The 15,418-nt window shown below is 63.3% G+C and carries 14 protein-coding genes and 2 pseudogenes; 10 read left to right on the forward strand and 6 right to left on the reverse strand.

Annotation, left to right across the window (positions count from 1 at the left end):
- Nucleotide 1: 1 nt before the first annotated feature.
- The 4 genes and pseudogenes from B9A97_RS30090 to B9A97_RS03020 form a co-directional block, all read right to left on the reverse strand.
- A pseudogene (locus tag B9A97_RS30090) lies at nt 2–157 on the reverse strand (ribose ABC transporter permease); the annotation flags it as partial.
- Nucleotides 158–159: 2 nt separating this feature from the next.
- Nucleotides 160–627: pseudogene (locus B9A97_RS03010) on the reverse strand (ATP-binding cassette domain-containing protein); the annotation flags it as partial.
- On the reverse strand, nt 624–2,015 hold the full coding sequence (locus tag B9A97_RS03015) for an FGGY-family carbohydrate kinase (RefSeq protein WP_084363528.1): 1,392 nt from the start codon (nt 2,013–2,015) through the stop codon (nt 624–626). The pseudogene B9A97_RS03010 and the gene B9A97_RS03015, both read right to left, overlap by 4 nt.
- Nucleotides 2,012–2,791 carry a DeoR/GlpR family DNA-binding transcription regulator gene (locus B9A97_RS03020; protein ID WP_084363529.1) on the reverse strand — a complete coding sequence of 260 codons (780 nt, stop codon included), beginning with the start codon at nt 2,789–2,791 and terminating at the stop codon, nt 2,012–2,014. The genes B9A97_RS03015 and B9A97_RS03020 overlap by 4 nt, the downstream gene beginning before the upstream one ends.
- 177 nt (nt 2,792–2,968) lie before the next feature.
- Between B9A97_RS03020 and B9A97_RS03025 the strand changes: the two genes are divergently transcribed.
- The 3 genes from B9A97_RS03025 to B9A97_RS03035 are packed head-to-tail and all read left to right on the forward strand — an operon-like array spanning nt 2,969 to nt 6,161.
- Nucleotides 2,969–4,051, forward strand: coding sequence for a class II aldolase/adducin family protein (locus B9A97_RS03025; RefSeq protein ID WP_084363530.1), 1,083 nt, complete (start codon nt 2,969–2,971; stop codon nt 4,049–4,051).
- A complete protein-coding gene (locus B9A97_RS03030) occupies nt 4,048–5,325 on the forward strand; it encodes an FGGY-family carbohydrate kinase (protein ID WP_084363531.1) in 1,278 nt (425 codons plus the stop codon). Before B9A97_RS03025 ends, B9A97_RS03030 begins: the two co-directional genes overlap by 4 nt.
- Complete coding sequence (locus tag B9A97_RS03035; protein WP_084363532.1) at nt 5,322–6,161, forward strand: TIGR01459 family HAD-type hydrolase; 840 nt, start codon at nt 5,322–5,324, stop codon at nt 6,159–6,161. Before B9A97_RS03030 ends, B9A97_RS03035 begins: the two co-directional genes overlap by 4 nt.
- 53 nt (nt 6,162–6,214) lie before the next feature.
- Here B9A97_RS03035 and ugpC read toward each other — a convergent pair whose 3' ends face one another.
- Nucleotides 6,215–7,291 (reverse strand): ABC transporter ATP-binding protein, encoded by a 1,077-nt coding sequence (gene ugpC, locus B9A97_RS03040; RefSeq protein WP_084363533.1) that lies wholly within the window; start codon nt 7,289–7,291, stop codon nt 6,215–6,217.
- Nucleotides 7,292–7,391: 100 nt separating this feature from the next.
- Between ugpC and B9A97_RS03045 the strand changes: the two genes are divergently transcribed.
- The 7 genes from B9A97_RS03045 to B9A97_RS03075 all read left to right on the forward strand — a co-directional run bounded on the left by B9A97_RS03045 (nt 7,392) and on the right by B9A97_RS03075 (nt 14,140).
- Nucleotides 7,392–8,081, forward strand: a complete 690-nt coding sequence (locus B9A97_RS03045) for a GntR family transcriptional regulator (RefSeq protein ID WP_084363534.1) — start codon at nt 7,392–7,394, stop codon at nt 8,079–8,081.
- The gene (locus B9A97_RS03050; RefSeq protein WP_084363535.1) at nt 8,078–9,073 is read left to right on the forward strand and encodes an alpha/beta hydrolase; all 996 of its coding nucleotides are present in this window, start codon (nt 8,078–8,080) and stop codon (nt 9,071–9,073) included. The genes B9A97_RS03045 and B9A97_RS03050 overlap by 4 nt, the downstream gene beginning before the upstream one ends.
- A gap of 25 nt (nt 9,074–9,098) precedes the next feature.
- Nucleotides 9,099–10,298 (forward strand): ABC transporter substrate-binding protein, encoded by a 1,200-nt coding sequence (locus B9A97_RS03055; protein ID WP_179145206.1) that lies wholly within the window; start codon nt 9,099–9,101, stop codon nt 10,296–10,298.
- 190 nt (nt 10,299–10,488) lie between these two features.
- A complete protein-coding gene (locus B9A97_RS03060; RefSeq protein WP_084363536.1) occupies nt 10,489–11,412 on the forward strand; it encodes a carbohydrate ABC transporter permease in 924 nt (307 codons plus the stop codon).
- Nucleotides 11,409–12,242, forward strand: a complete 834-nt coding sequence (locus B9A97_RS03065; protein WP_084363537.1) for a carbohydrate ABC transporter permease — start codon at nt 11,409–11,411, stop codon at nt 12,240–12,242. The genes B9A97_RS03060 and B9A97_RS03065 overlap by 4 nt, the downstream gene beginning before the upstream one ends.
- Nucleotides 12,243–12,266: 24 nt before the next feature.
- Complete coding sequence (locus B9A97_RS03070; protein WP_084363538.1) at nt 12,267–13,148, forward strand: sugar phosphate isomerase/epimerase family protein; 882 nt, start codon at nt 12,267–12,269, stop codon at nt 13,146–13,148.
- The gene (locus B9A97_RS03075) at nt 13,145–14,140 is read left to right on the forward strand and encodes a Gfo/Idh/MocA family protein (protein WP_084363539.1); all 996 of its coding nucleotides are present in this window, start codon (nt 13,145–13,147) and stop codon (nt 14,138–14,140) included. Before B9A97_RS03070 ends, B9A97_RS03075 begins: the two co-directional genes overlap by 4 nt.
- A gap of 404 nt (nt 14,141–14,544) precedes the next feature.
- Here B9A97_RS03075 and B9A97_RS03090 read toward each other — a convergent pair whose 3' ends face one another.
- Complete coding sequence (locus B9A97_RS03090) at nt 14,545–15,354, reverse strand: DeoR/GlpR family DNA-binding transcription regulator (protein ID WP_084363540.1); 810 nt, start codon at nt 15,352–15,354, stop codon at nt 14,545–14,547.
- Nucleotides 15,355–15,418: the final 64 nt, after the last annotated feature.

Below are 15,418 nucleotides of genomic sequence, written 5' to 3' on the forward strand. Positions count from 1 at the left end.
ATCATGTCCGGCCAAGCCCTTGCAGCCTGTATCGATCGAGCCCGACGGCGACGATGATGACGAGGCCCTTGATGATGTATTGCCAGATGTCAGAGACCCCTACGAGGATGAGCCCGTTGGACAGGACGGCGATGATGAGCGCGCCGATCAGCGTGCCCCCATCTGGCGCTCGCCGAGCGACAGATCGGCGACGCGGCGCCCGCTGTCAAAGCCGATGCCGAGTTGGCGTAAGATCGGTTCCGCCCGGCGCCGCATCTCGGCGCGATCGGTCAGGCCGAACCGGGAGGGTTCGTTGCCGAGGAACATGTTCTGCGCCACCGTGAGGTTCGGCGCCAGCGACAGCTCCTGATAAATCACGGCGATGCCATGGGCCTTGGCCTTTAGCGGGTCGCTGAGCGTCACCGGTTGCCCGTTGATCACGACGGCCCCGCCCGGATCTGCGGTATAGGCGCCGGACAGGATCTTCATGAGCGTCGATTTGCCGGCGCCGTTTTCGCCCATCAGCGCGTGGACTTCGCCGGGATAGACGGTGAGGCTCACGCCGGAAAGCGCCTTGGTGACACCAAAGGTCTTGCTGATGTCGCGCATTTCCAGAAGCGTTTGGATCGGCTGAGGCGAGATGGTCATGCGTGCACCGCCTTCTTGCCGGAGCCGCTGTCCTCGATCAGGCGGCGCCATGCGGCACGATAGGCCTCAAGCCCCGCGATTGTGATCGGCGAGGCGACCTCGCAATCGTTGACGAATGGGCTTTCACCCTCCGACCGGAAGATCAGAGCGGCGGCGCCGAACGCGCTTCCTTTCGGATTGGCGCTGGTATGCACCGTCTGACCCGGACGCAAGGCCGCCAGAACCGAGGCGTAGAGGCCGGTCTTTACGAGGCCGCCATCAATGACGATGTCATTTCGGGACCTGATCAGATCGAGCGAGAGATCGGTCATCAAGGCCACATAAAGCGTTGCCACCGCGGCACGCTCCTCGCCCTCGACGACGGGGCCGATAAAATGACCTTGCTCGCCAGGCACAGGGCCGCCCGGCGCAAAGGACGGCAGCGCGAAGGCACGCTTGGCGATCACCGAAGCCAAGGCTTCCGGCGAAACCGGGCTGGTCCAGCCGCCGCTGGCGATGTCATATTCGCGACCGCCCATGAAGCGGATCGTCGCCACGGGTTGGTGATCGACCGTCACATTCGCCAGCATGTCGCGGGACGCGTCGAGCACATCGAGCGGGCTGGCGGAATTGAAGATGATGACCCAGGTGCCCGTGGAGATCAGCGTGAAGTCACTGAAGCCGAGCGAGCGATAGAAATAGAGGGCCGAATTGCTGTCGTGTACGCCGTTATGGACCACGACCTCACGGCTTTTGCCGTCTGGAAGTTCGACCTGGTGATGGCCGATAGGGCTGCCGGCGGCGGCGAAGTCCGGCATCAGGTTGCGCCAGTTCATCCGGTCGACCAGGCTTGAAAAATCATCTTTCAACGGTGCCCAGAGATGCGAATGGCAGCCGAGATAGGACACCTCCGACACCGCGCTGCCGGAAAAGCGCCAGCTCCAGAATTGCGGATAGGAGAGGATCGCATCCGCCCTGGAGATCAGTCCAGTGTCCCGTTCATTCAGCCAAAGAAGATGACGGCCATAGTTGAAGCCCAGGGGCAGCATCGGCGAGAAGGTTTCCCGAAACTCCGGTACCATCGCATCGATGCGTGCGGCGATGTCAGCCGGCGGTTCCTGTTCGTAGTCGAGGATGCCATGCACCAGCGCATCCCCGCTCACCAGAGCGAAGGTGCAGCCGTGACCGGAGAACATCACCCGATCGACCTGATGTTCCGTGATCACACGGGCGAGTTCCCGGCGCATCCAGTCATAAAGAGCCGCGTCATCAAGGACCCGCAGATCGCCATCCATGCGCCAGACCGGACGGGTTCGCGCCTCGTCCAGCACCTTGCCTTCGGCCGATATGACGAAGAGCTTGGAATTGGTCTTGCCGAGGTCAAAAACGGCGATCGGGAAACGGCTCAATTGGAACCCCCCATGCGCGCGATCAGGATGGTGACGCCGGCATCCTCCAGCATCTTGGCCGCGCCATCCGGCAGGCCGTCGTCGGTGATGATGGTGCCGATCCGCGATAGCGGCAGGACCACATTGCGCGGCTGAATGGAAAACTTGCGGCTGTCGGCCAGAAGGACGATTTCGTCGGCGCAGGCGGCGAGTTCGCCGATGACCTTCACCAGCAGCGGATGGGATTCCAGCAGGCCCTTGCTGCTGATGCCTTGGGTGCCGACGAACAGCCGCGAGGCATAGAAGCTTGGCGAACCCGCGGCCGCATCATGAATGATGCCCGGCTCGCGATAGAGATCGCCGCCGGCAAGCGAGAGCTGGCAGGTGCCGTGTTCGCCAAGATGGGCGGCGAGCGGCATGGAATTGGTCCAGATCCTGAGATTGCGCTGCGCCAGCAAGATGCCCAGTTGATAGCAGGTGGAGCCGGCATGCACGATGATGGAATCGCCATCGCGCACCAGGCTTGCGGCCATGGTGGCAATCGCACGCTTCGCCTCAACGGCAATATCACGGTTCTCGTCATAAGGCTTGGCCGAGAGGCGGGCGCTGTCGCCGGCTTCGCTGGCGGAAATGCCGCCATAGACCTTCCGTGCCCGACCGAGTTCGTGAAGCTTGTCGATATCCCGGCGGATCGTGGCCGGAGACACACCCAGATGCTCCTGCAAGTCGCGAACCGAGGCAAACGGCGTCTCGCGCAAGAGATCGATGATGGCCTTGTGTCTCTCGGTATCGTTCACGGAAATCCTCCCGGCGTCTCCCTGCGCAAGTGACAAAAGATAATCACAGATCAAACTTCCTCGCAAGCATGATGATCAAAATTCTTCACGGTTGACGATATGTCGTCATTCACCTACGATCTCTAGCAAAGTTTTCTCAGGCCTGTCCGGTCATGAGCGAGTAGAGGAGGAGCCAGGATGGCCTTGGGCATTCGGGCGCAAGACACTGAAGAATTCGACGCCTTTATTGAGTTGTCGCGGGAGATCGGCAGCGACATTCTCAAAACCCAGGGCGCTGGCGGAAACACGTCCTGGAAACGCGACGGGCTGATGTGGGTGAAGGCCTCCGGAACCTGGCTGGCCCATGCGTGCGAGCGCGACATCATGGTCCCCGTGCGGGTCGATCCTCTGGTCGCGGCCTTGCGCGATCATGACCCAAGGGCGGAGAAGGCGGTCGACTTCATCGTAGACGACTTGAATAGCTCGGGCCTTCGCCCTTCGATCGAGACGAGCTTCCATGCCGCCCTGCCGCAGGCCGTCGTCGCGCATTATCATTGCGTCAACACCATCGCGCTGTCCGTGCTCCAGGATCGTGATGCGGTCATTGCCGGGCGGATGGCCCGCGTGCCAGACCTGACCTGGGCGACCATTCCCTATCGGCGCCCCGGAACGCCGCTGGCGCACGAGATCGACCGGTTTGCTGCATCGAGGCCCGACGTGCTGATCCTCTACAATCACGGCATCCTGGTCACAGGCGACACGGCCGAACAGGTGCGCCAGCGCATCCGCCTGATAACCGAGGCGCTGGCCGTGCCGGAGCGAGGCACCGATGCCGCCGATTTCGATGGGCTGACCGCGCTGGCTGAAGGCTCTGATTTTCATCCGGCAGAGGATGCCGGCAGCCACAAGACGGCGCTATCCCTTGATAATGTTGCCATCGCTACCAGCGGTTCGCTTTATCCGGACCACGTGGTGTTCCTGGGCGCCGAGATCGGTGTCCTTGCCGAGGGGCAGGCCGTGCGCGACTACGTCGCCGGCAGGCGTTCGCAGGGGAGTGCGGTGCCGAAAATGCTGTTGGCGCCGGGGCAGGGGGTGCTGCTGGCCAACGAACTGACCGCTGGCGGACGCGTCATGGCGCGTTGTCTGGCAGAGGTGGTCGGACGCATCCCTGATGCGGTATCTCCGGTCTATCTCAATGCCGCCCAGGAATACGAACTCACCCATTGGGAGGCGGAACAGTATCGCCAGGCGCTGGATCGCAAGGCGAGCCAGAGGGCATGAGCATGGGCGCTGAGCCGGCTGTGGCGCTGGGCATCGATATCGGCACCTCGGGCGTGCGGGCGTCAGCCGTCACGGCCGAAGGCGAGGTGATTTGCCTTGCGTCGCGACCGTTCGCCGACGACGTTTCTGCCAGGTCTCCGGCCGCCTGGTGGGCCGGGGTCGAGGATTGCCTGAAGGAACTCGCCACTGCCGTCTCGCTGAGTTCCATAGAAGGCATAGCCGTGGATGGAACCTCGGGTACGGTCTTGGCCGTCGACAGCGACGGTGCGCCCATCTGTGAGCCCTTGATGTATAACGAGACCTGCCCGGACGCCGCCATTGTCGAGCGCATCGCCGCCCATGCACCGCTCGACAGCCCCGCCCGCGGTGCCACGTCGGCGCTGGCGCGGGCCATCCACCTGTCCAGACAGCCCGGTGTGCGAAACGTCCTGCACCAGGCAGACTGGATCCTGGCGAAGCTGGGGCTTCCCGTGGTCGCCAGTGACGAGAACAACGCACTGAAGACCGGCTTCGACCTGGCCGCAGGGCTGTGGCCCGACTGGCTTGAGGCCTGCGGCATGGATATCGCGCTTTTGCCTGATGTGATGCCCGCGGGCATGCCGCTTGCGCCGGTCGGCCGTGCCGGAGCCGCATTCGGCCTCTCTGCCGGCTGCCGGCTTCACGCGGGGACCACGGATGGCTGCGCCTCCTTCCTGGCGACCGGGGCCGGCGCGATCGGCGACGGCGTGACGGCGCTGGGCTCGACGCTTGTGCTGAAGCTCGCCTGTGCCGCACCGGTCAATGCCGCTGCCTACGGCATTTATTCTCATCGGGTGCTGGACTTCTGGCTGGCGGGTGGCGCGTCCAATTCCGGTGGTGCGGTCATCCGTCATTTCTTCGACGAGGCGGCGCTGAAAACCCTGACACCGCTGCTGCGCCCGGCCGAACCGACCGGGCTGGACTATTATCCGCTGCTGCGGCCGGGTGAACGATTTCCCGTCAATGATCCGGCCTGGCCAGCGCGGCTTGAGCCGCGCCCGGCCGACGAACTGACCTTCTTCCAGGCCATACTTGAGGGGATAATGGCCATCGAGAAGTCAGGATACGAGCGCTTGACGGAGCTGGGCGGGCCGTCGCTCAAATCCGTACGGACTGTCGGTGGCGGGGCGGCCAATCCCGCCTGGTCGAAAATGCGTGAGGTTGCCATCGGTGTTCCGCTGCTGCCCGCCCGCTCGGCGGAGGCCGCGGTCGGTACGGCCTCGCTGGTGCTTGCAGGACGGGAGCGCTGGCCATGAGCCTGGCGCCGATGACGACGCTTTCCGCCCTCTGCGTCCGGTTCGACACCTTCTTCGTCGACCAGTTCGGCGTGTTGCGCGACGACGACGGCGCCTATGCCGGGGCCAACCAGGCGCTGTTGCACCTGAAGGCACTTGGCAAGACCGTGATCATCCTGTCCAATTCGGGCCGCAGCGGCGACTACAATGCCGAACGTTTCGTCAAGCTGGGCTTTGATCGCGGCGGTTTCGACCGCTTCCTGACCTCGGGAGACGTCGCCCATGCCGTGCTGAAACAGGAGTTGACGGCATCGCCAGCGGCCAGGCGCTGCCTGACCATATCAAGCGGGGACGACCGCAACCTGGCAGAGCGCCTGGGCTTTGCCTCGGTCGAGGCCGCGGCGGATGCCGATATTGTCATCATCTCCGGCAGCGAGGCGGAGAGCATATCGCTCGACGCCTATCGCGACAGGCTGTTGCCGGCCGCCTGCCGCGGGGTTCCCTGTGTCTGCACTAATCCGGACCGTGATAAGCTGGTCAAGGGTGGCGGGACCGCGCCGGGCGCCGGCGCGATCGCCGCGCTTTATGAGGAACTTGGTGGCAGTGTGCGCTGGTTCGGCAAGCCGTTCCCGGACATCTACAGCCAGGCCCTATCCTTGGTCCCCACCAGCGCCGAGCGGATCGTCTGCATCGGCGACAGCATAGAACACGATATCGCCGGCGCCGCCGGAGCAGGTCTTGCATCCTGCCTGGTCCGCACCGGCATACTCGCCGATGCGGTGCCCGCCGACCTCGAGGCGGTCGCTGGGCTTCACCGGGCCTGGCCCGACTATCTCATGCAGGCCTTTGTGGTTTGAGGAGCTTGCGGCCCGCTCCGAGATTGCCGAACCCATGATCGACCTGCGGCGGGTCAGTTCGACCTGCGGCCCGTTTTGGGGTCGAAGAGGTGCAAGGCTCCAGCCGTGCCCGCGAGGTGGACATGGTCGCCAACGCTGATCTCCATGTCACGCGGGAACTCCACGGAAATGGAGGTACCGCCCGCAAGTTCGATATAGCCGAATGTCTGGCTGCCCAGCCGCTCGGCGACCGCGACCGCGCCTGAAAACCATGCGGCCTCCGCCGAACAGGGCGTCAGGTCGCTGGCCCTGACGCCGATGACATAGGCACCGGCGGGAGCAGCTAGGCCCGCCACGGCAAAGGTTTCCCCGGTTGCCAGGGCCACTTTCGTGCCGCCCGTGCCATCGGCGGAGAGGGTCGCCTCCAACGTGTTCATCGTCGGGCTGCCGATGAAGCGGGCGACAAAAAGGCTTGCCGGGCGGTGATAGAGTTCCAGCGGCGCGCCGACCTGTTCGACCACGCCGCCATTCATGACCACGATCCGGTCTGCCAGCGTCATTGCCTCCACCTGGTCATGGGTGACGTAGACCGTGGTCGCTTTCATCCGGCCATGCAGCTTGGCGATTTCGAGACGCATTTCGACGCGCAGCGCCGCATCGAGATTGGAGAGCGGCTCGTCGAACAGGAAGGCCGAGGGCTCGCGCACGATGGCGCGGCCCATGGCGACACGCTGCCGCTGGCCGCCCGAGAGCTGGGCCGGGCGACGATCAAGGAAGGGCTGGATCTTCAGGATATCGGCGGCCTTGGCCACGCGCCCATCGATTGTCTTGTCATCGGCACCGCGCATCTTCAGGCCGAAGGCCATGTTTTCCTTGACGCTCATGTGGGGATAGAGCGCGTAATCCTGGAACACCATGGCGATATCACGATCCGAGGGTGGCAGGGCGTTCACCACCTTGCCGCCGATCAGCAGCTCGCCGCCGCTGATCTCTTCCAGCCCGGCGATCATGCGCAGCAGGGTGGATTTTCCGCAGCCGGACGGCCCGACCAGCACCAGGAACTCGCCGCTCTCGATTTCGATATCGACATCGTGGATGACCTGCAGCGCGCCATAGGACTTGCGAACCTGCCTCAACGAAATTGCACTCACCGGTATCTCCTCCCACGGCCAAAACAGGCCTTGACGTCATTTATCAATATCATTATCGATAATGATGACAAGACGTCAAGCAACTCCTTCGGGTATCGACATGTCGTATTTTTCAGAGCGCAGCCAGGGCCGCCCCATCCAAGGCAAACCGCCGAAATCGGCGGCTGCCTTCAATGGGCTGAAGCGAGAGATCATGCTGGGTCTGCTTCCTGCGGGGGCGGCGCTGACCGAACTGGAGCTTGCCGCGCATTTCGGCTGCAGCCAGGGCACTGTGCGCGAGGCACTGCTGCAGCTGCAGGAAGAGGGGCTCGTGCTGCGCAATGGCCATCGTGGCACCCAGGTGTCGCAATGCACGGAAGCCGAGGCGGTCGAGATGTTTCGCGTGCGCCAGCAGATCGAATGCAACGGCATGGTGCGCGTCATGCATGCCCGCAGCGCCTCGCTGGTGCCGGATCTGCGCGCCATGCTGGCCGACATGCTGGAGGCGGCGGAGGCCGGCGACGAACTGGAGCTCGCCTCCCACGACAGGGATTTCCACCGGCGCATGTTTCGGGATGCCGACCTTCCGGCGCTCGATCCGATCCTGCACCGCTGTCTGATCCATAATCACCGGTTCAAGATTTCGCGGTCCCAGACGCCGCGCGATCTCGTGGCGACCGCGCGCCGCCATGGCGTCATCATCGAGGCAATTGCGGACGGAAATGTTGCTGCGGCCTGTGCCGCGCTGAGTCACCACATCGCCACGATCGTCGATCTCGGTCCCGATGTTTTCGCGGATGCCACGCAATGACGGCCGAGCCTTGCAACTTTCCCCGAGACCTTTCGGCCGAAATGGCGGCGCTCAATGCCCGCGTGCTGGCCGAGGACGGTCCGCAGCCGGACGCCACGCTGATGCCGTCGGCCGAAGGCCGCGCCCTGGTGGAGCGCAACAATGAGAGGTGGAACCGCGACCTGCTGGCGCTTGCCCGCCGCGAGACGGTTTTCATCGAGGCCGATCCGGCGCTGGGTTCCGCCCGGCGCAAGCTCGAAGTGCTGGTGCCGGACAATGCCCGGTCTGGCGCGCTGATCTTCGTTCATGGCGGCGGCTTCTGCTTCTGCAGCACCGCAACCCACGAGCGCTGCGCCCGTCTGCTGGCGATCGAAAGCGGCCTGCCGGTGCTGATGCCGGATTATCGGTTGGCGCCGGAAGACCCTTTCCCTGCCGGGCTGAAGGACGTGGTAGCGGCCATGCGCGCTGCCTTTTCCGCGACCGCCAATCTCGGCGTGACATCAGGCCCGCTGCTGATTTCGGGGGATTCCGCCGGTGCCAATCTCGCGCTTTCGGCCATGCTGCACGAGCAGGAAGCCGGCCGAACCAGTCTTGCCGGGGCCCTGCTGTTCTACGGCACCTATGACTGCGATTTCGACACGCCGTCCTATACCGAATTTGCCGAGGGTTTTGGGCTGACGCGCGCGAAGATGCAGCGCTACTGGTCGGCCTATGCCGGCGGGCGGGAACCGACGGCGCTAGGCAGTGACGTGCTGGCCGCGCCGCTCCGGGCCTCCGATGAGGCGCTCGCCGCCCTGCCGCCGCTTTATCTCGCCGCCGCCGGTGTCGATCCGCTGCTGTCGGACACGCTGCGGCTGGAGGCACGGCTGAAGGCGCTCGGGCGCGACGAGACAACCACCATTCATCCCGGCGTCACGCATGGGTTTCTGCAGAATTCGATCGACCTTGAGGCGGCGCGGGGGGCGCTCCGCCTTGCGGGACAGGCAGCATCAAGACTGGCCGCGACAGCGTAGCCAGATAATCTCAGGAGGAGGAAACATGAGCTACTTGAAAAAACTGACCATGGGTGTTGCCCTTGGCGCCATGCTGGTTGCCGGTGGTGCCCAGGCGGAAACCGTTCGTTTCTGGTATCACTTCGACAACCCGGAAAACCCGATGGCGGACCTCGTGAAGAAATTCGAGGCGGCCAATCCCGGCATCACGATCGAAGCCGAAAACGTGCCGTGGAACAGCTATTACGACACGCTCTACACCTCGCTGGTCGGCGGCAATGCGCCTGATGCGGCCATGGTCAAGCTGTTCGCCCAGCCGCGCCTGGTCGAGATGGGTGCGCTGGAGCCGATCAGCGAGCGCATCGATGCCTGGCCGGGCAAGGCCGACCTGCTCGACAACCTGCTGGAACTCAACAAGTCTTCCGATGGCCAGCAATACTATCTGCCGATCCAGTATGTGGCGCTCTATCTCTATTATCGCGCCGACCTGTTCGAGCAGGCGGGCCTCAAACCCCCGACGACCTGCGAGGAATTCCGCGACGCCGCCATCAAGCTGACCAAGGCGCCCGACACCTATGGCTTCGGCCTGCGCGGCGGCAAGGGCGGCTGGGACCAGTGGGGCGCATTCGTGCTTTCCCAGGGTGCCGAGTTGAAAAAAGGCGGCCTGACCAATGACAAGGCTGTCGCCGCCAACCAGTGGCTGATCGACCTGTTCCAGAAGGACAAGGTCATTCCGCCATCTGCCCCCAATGACGGCTTCCAGGAAATCACGGGCGCCTTCAAGAGCGGCAAGACGGCCATGACGATCCATCACATCGGCTCGTCCAACGACATGGTGAAGGCGCTCGGCGACAAGGTCTCCGCCGTACCGGTGCCGGAATGCGGCGGCGGTCGCTGGACCTCCTATGGCGATGAATCGCTGGCGATCTTCTCCGCTTCGGAAGCCAAGGATGCCGCGTGGAAGTGGATCTCCTTCCTGGCGGAAGGCGAGAACAACGTGGCCTTCAACAAGGCGACCGGCCAGATGACCGTGACCCAGAGCGGCGCCGCCAACTGGACGCTGCATGAGCGCCGCTTCGTCGATGCCACGGTCGCCTCGCTGCCCTTCGCGCATGTCCTGCCGCAGAACACGGCAACGTCGGAATTCGTCAACACCGCCTGGCAGACCAACATGCAGCAGGCGCTGACCGGCCAGATCACGTCAAAGCAGATGATGGAGCAACTGGAAGCCCTGTTCGCGCAGTAACACGGATCCTCCCGAGGGGGCGTGCGAGCGCCACCTCGACCCTCTCCCCGTCTCCGTATCCGGGGAGAGGGCCTTTTTGCCACACCAGAAAGGGCCTTTTGCCAAGCAAACAAGGCCTTTCCTTCGAACCCATACCCGCCCGGCCTTCGGGCGGCCTTCTCCACCCAGCCGCAAGGCGAGGATCAAGATCATGTCGACCGTTGTTTCACCCCGTCAGCCCGCCGTCGTTATAGCGCCTCAGCTATCGACCCGGCTGATGCCCTATGCGCTTCTGGCGCCGGCCTTCCTGGTCACCCTGTTCATCGTCTTCTTCCCCATGGCGCAGGCGGTCTATACCAGCTTCTTCGACCTGATCCTGTGGAAGCCGAATGCCTCGAAATTTGTCGGTTTCGGCAATTATATCAAGCTGTTCGCTGATCCGGTCTTCTGGACGGCGCTGGGGCATACCGCCGTGTGGATCGGGCTTACCGTGCCCCTGCAGATGGGGCTCGGGCTGATCACCGCCTTGCTGCTGAACCGGGAATTCCCCTGGCGCGGCCTGGCGCGAGCGCTGATCATCATTCCCTGGGCGCTGCCATCTGTGGTCATCGCGTTGATGTGGCGGTGGATCTATGACCCCAATACCGGCGTGCTGAACGACATCCTGTTGCACCTCTCCATCGTGCAGACGGCTGTGCCGTGGCTGGCCGATCCCGATCTCGCGCTCTATGCCATCATCGCCACGCTCACCTGGCAGGGTTTTCCCTTCTTCGCGGTCATGATCCTCGCTGGTCTTCAGGGCATTCCGAAAAGTCAGTACGAGGCCGCCTCGATCGATGGCGCCAGCGCCTGGCGGCAGTTCCGCCATATCACGCTACCGGGCATCGCCCCCGTGCTTGGCACTGCCGGTCTGCTCAGGGTCATCTGGGTTGCCAATTCCATGGACGTGATCTTCGTCATGACCGGCGGTGGCCCCGGCTATGCCACCCACACGCTGCCGCTCTACGCCTTTGTCCGCGCCCGGCAGAACCTCGATTTCGGCTATGGCACGGCGATCGCTGTCACCTTCACCCTGCTGCTCGGCGCCGTCGTCGCCGTCTATCTGATCCGCACCATGAAGGAGGTCGAACGATGAACCAGCCCTCGACGCTCCGCCGCATCCTGACCACCGACCTGCCGGTGGCCATCATCGTGCTTTTCGCCATGGCGCCCTTCGCCTGGATCATCCTGACCTCCCTGACACCGACCGATATCCTGAATGCAACGGGTGTATCGCTTGACCCAACGGGCTGGAGCTTCGACAATTATGTCAGGCTGTTCCGCCAGACGAGCTTCCTCGGCAACATGCTGGACAGCCTGATCATCGCGGCCGGCACTGTCGTCATCGGCCTTCTTGTGTCGGTCACCGCGGCCTATGCCTTCTCGCGCTTCCGCTTTCCCGGCCGCAAGCTGGTCATGCTGCAGTTCCTGCTGATCAACATGTTCCCGATCGTGTTGCTGATCCTGCCGCTGTTCATGCTGATGCGCAAAGCCGGCATTCTCGACACCCATTTCGGCCTGATCCTTGCCAATGCCACTGTCGCCATTCCCTTCGCGGTGTGGATGCTGACCAGCTATATCGGCGCCATCCCCAAGAGCCTGGATGAGGCTGCCATGATCGACGGTTGTTCGCGGTTGACGGCCCTGCGCCGCGTCGTCCTGCCGCTGACCATGCCCGGCATCATCTCCACCGGCATCTACATCTTCATCACCGCCTGGAACGAATATCTCTATGCACTGACGCTTGGCGGTAGAAACGTCCGGCCGGTGACGGTGGCGATCCAGACGCTGATCGGCGAATACCAGATCGAGTGGGGTTTGCTCTCGGCCGGCGCGGTCGTCGGCGCCATGCCGGCCACCATCCTGTTTCTCATCGTCCAGCGTCGCCTGATCGGCGGTCTTACCCAAGGGGCCGTCAAGGGCTGAGTTTTTAGAAGTAAAGGAATGACCATGAACCCCGTCGGGTTGATTTCAATGCAGTATGCAAGGCCATTTACGGCCGAGCATTTCCATCTCTTTTCCCGCATGCGCGAACTCGGCTATGATTTCGTCGAGCTTTTGGTGCCAGAGCCCGGCGAACTTGTCCTCGCCGACACCCGCAAGGCGCTGGAGGATGCCGGTCTCGGCGTGGTGCTCGCCGCCCGCGTCAACCTGGAGCGCAACCTCTCGTCGGAGGACCAGACCGCCTATCGCAACGGTGTCGATTATCTGAAATATGCCGCCGATACGGCCGCCGCCCTAGGCGCCACCATCGTCGGCGGGCCTCTGACGGGCAATCCGCTGGTGTTTGCCGGCCGTGCGCCCAAGCCTGTCGAGGAAAGCGAGCGCCATGCCCGCAAGGCGCGCTGCGTTGCCGGGTTGCGCGATGCCGGCGACCATGCGGAAAAGCTCGGCGTGACGCTGGCGGTCGAGCCGCTCAATCGCTTCGAAAGCGATGTGCTCTGCACGACGCAGCAGGCCATGGAACTGCTGGACGCCGTGTCCCATCCCGCGGTGAAGATGATGCTCGACACCTTCCACATGCATATGGAAGAAGCCGACATTGCCGAGGCCATCCTTCTAGCCGGTGACCGGCTGGTGCATTTCCAGGCCAATGAAAACCATCGCGGCTTCCCGGGCACCGGCGCGACCGATTGGGTGAGCGTCTTCCGGGCACTGCACCAGGTCGGCTACAAGGGCCCGGTCTCGCTCGAACCCTTCCGCCGCAATGACGACCGCTTCGGCGTTCCCTTCGCCCAGTGGCGCCCGCCGCACGAGGACGAAAGCGAGCGGTTGGCCCAGAGCGCCAATTTCATCAAATCCCACATCATGCTGACGGAATATCGCAGATGACACTGAAAATCGGCTGGATCGGTTGCGGCGTGCACGCAACCCAGATGCTTCTTCCCCAGGTGGTACGCCACGACGTGCAGCTTGCCGCGCTTTGCGATATCGACGGCGCCCGGCTTGCCGCGGCGGGCCGCCAGTTCGGCGTGTCCAAACTGACCAACGATGCCGCGGAACTCATCGCAACGCCGGGGCTCGATGCCATCGGCATGGCTGTCGGTCCCGACCAGCATCTGCTGTTCGGCAAGGCGGCCCTGGAACGGGGCCTGCCGGTCTTCATGGAAAAGCCGCCATCGGGCAGTGCGGCCGGCGCGCGCGAGCTGCTGGCCGCCTCTGAAAAGGCGAAAAAACCGCTGCTTGTGGGTTTCATGAAGCGCTATTCCGCCGGCAACAAGATCGCGGCGAACATCGTCAAGTCGGGCCGCTTCGGTCAGGTGCTGGGTCTCACGGGCTATTACATGACGGCGCCCGGCTATTTCGTCGGCAATGTCGATTACACCGGCTTCTTCCTGCACCACTGCGTGCACTATATGGACCTCGTGTCCTTCCTCGTCTCCCCGGTGAAGAAGCTGACCGCCCGCAAGGTGGAGAAGGAGCCGGGCAAGGTGCTGTTCCATATCAGTCTGGATTTCGAATGCGGCGCCATCGGCACCATCGCCATGGGCACGATCCAGTCCCGCGGTGCACCGGTCGAGCGCATCGAACTGATGGGCGACCACCAGCGCATCGAGGTGGACAATGTCATCGATGTCAAGTGGAACCGCAATCCCGCCTTCAAGATCGACGACCCCAGGGCGGCGCTGCTTGACGATGTCGACAGCCTGACCTGGAAGCCGAACTTCACCGCCGCAGCAAATGAAGACCCGAAGGGATACTACTCCCTGCTGCAGGACGTGATTCCGGCCCTGGGCGGCAAGGAAACGGCAGCCCCGACCATTGCGGACGGTGTCGTGGCCATGGATAGGCTGGAAACGCTGCGCCGGGAACTGGCACTGTAGGGTAGGCAAACAGGGTGTGCTGCGGTTGCAGACTGAAGCGTGTCGCGATCTTTCAGATTCGCTTCTACGCTTCAGTCCCTTGTTTTCCGCATGTCGTGGTCGCAAAACCGCTGCGCACTTTTGCGCGACATGCTTTAGAGCCTTTCAGGGTTAACTAGAAGCGTTCTGCCGGAGCAGATTTTCGTCAGGGCAGAGGCGATTGGCGACGGGCATACCCTGGGTACGTCCGAGCCGATCGCCTCTGATCCTGGCGGAAAGATGCCCGGCCCTTCGGGCTGGCTGAAACGGGCCGCCTGGTCGACCGACCGGCTTGGCCGTAGAGCCTGGCTACGACGCGCGCCGGTCGGTCCACCATCCGACTCCGTTTGAGCCAGCAGAACGCTTCTATTTGACCCTGAAAGGCTCTAAGACGCGATCAGGACTTCCACGCCACGCCGCTCGAACTCGCGCGCGACCCGGTCCGGAATGCCATCATCGGTGATCAGGGACTGGATCACGTCGAGGGAACTCAGGCGGGTGAAGGAGGATCGGCCGATCTTGGTGGAGTCGGCGACCAGGTAGACATGGGCCGCCGCCTTGATCATCGCTTCCTTCAACTGAAGATCGGCAAAGGACGGATAGGTCAGTCCGGCTTCCAGATCGACGCCGGCGGTGGCGAGGAAAAGCTTCCCGGCAAAGATGTTGCTGAAATACTCGACCGACTTGTCGCCCGAAAGGGACAAAGTCGGCGACTTGAACTGGCCGCCGGGCATATGCACGGCGAAGGTGGGCACGGCGCCCAGGATGATCGCGATGTTCAGCGCATTGGTGATCAGGGTCAGATTGCGACGGGTGGTCAACCGCATGGCGATCTCGGTCGTCGTGGTACCCGCATCAAGGATCAGCGTTTCTCCGTCCTTGACGAGCCCTGCCGCCAAGGCGCCGATCTTGCGCTTCTTGTCCATGTTCTCCTGGTGGTGCAGGGTCATGGTGCCGACCTGGGGCGCCACCGGGTTCAGATAGGCGCCGCCATGTTCGCGGGTGATGAAGCCGTCATTTTCCAGCCGCTCCAGATCCTGCCGGATCGTGGCTTCCGACACATGGAAGGCTGAGGCCAGTTCACGCACACGGGCAGACCCCTCCTCCTGGAGCCACTCCAGAATCCGGCGGCGCCGCGGCTCGGAAAGCAGCCCCACCATGGATTCGGAAGAGTCATTGTCCGTCTTCGAGTCCATTCGCTGGCCCAAACCCCATATTCGCAAACAGTAGAAACTGTTTTGATCTTATCCAACGGCTCCC

The organism is Rhizobium sp. RU36D, from assembly GCF_900176345.1.
Lineage (GTDB): Bacteria > Pseudomonadota > Alphaproteobacteria > Rhizobiales > Rhizobiaceae > Allorhizobium.

Excerpts from the sequence above, each read along its gene's own strand:
- B9A97_RS03065 (WP_084363537.1), top strand. The coding sequence starts at position 11,409 with ATGAACCAGCCCTCGACGCTCCGCCGCATCCTGACCACCGACCTGCCG.
- B9A97_RS03090 (WP_084363540.1), bottom strand. The coding sequence starts at position 15,354 with ATGGACTCGAAGACGGACAATGACTCTTCCGAATCCATGGTGGGGCTG.
- B9A97_RS03025 (WP_084363530.1), top strand. The coding sequence starts at position 2,969 with ATGGCCTTGGGCATTCGGGCGCAAGACACTGAAGAATTCGACGCCTTT.
- B9A97_RS03045 (WP_084363534.1), top strand. The coding sequence starts at position 7,392 with ATGTCGTATTTTTCAGAGCGCAGCCAGGGCCGCCCCATCCAAGGCAAA.
- B9A97_RS03075 (WP_084363539.1), top strand. The coding sequence starts at position 13,145 with ATGACACTGAAAATCGGCTGGATCGGTTGCGGCGTGCACGCAACCCAG.
- B9A97_RS03060 (WP_084363536.1), top strand. The coding sequence starts at position 10,489 with ATGTCGACCGTTGTTTCACCCCGTCAGCCCGCCGTCGTTATAGCGCCT.
- B9A97_RS03035 (WP_084363532.1), top strand. The coding sequence starts at position 5,322 with ATGAGCCTGGCGCCGATGACGACGCTTTCCGCCCTCTGCGTCCGGTTC.
- B9A97_RS03055 (WP_179145206.1), top strand. The coding sequence starts at position 9,099 with ATGAGCTACTTGAAAAAACTGACCATGGGTGTTGCCCTTGGCGCCATG.
- B9A97_RS03030 (WP_084363531.1), top strand. The coding sequence starts at position 4,048 with ATGAGCATGGGCGCTGAGCCGGCTGTGGCGCTGGGCATCGATATCGGC.
- B9A97_RS03070 (WP_084363538.1), top strand. The coding sequence starts at position 12,267 with ATGAACCCCGTCGGGTTGATTTCAATGCAGTATGCAAGGCCATTTACG.
- B9A97_RS03050 (WP_084363535.1), top strand. The coding sequence starts at position 8,078 with ATGACGGCCGAGCCTTGCAACTTTCCCCGAGACCTTTCGGCCGAAATG.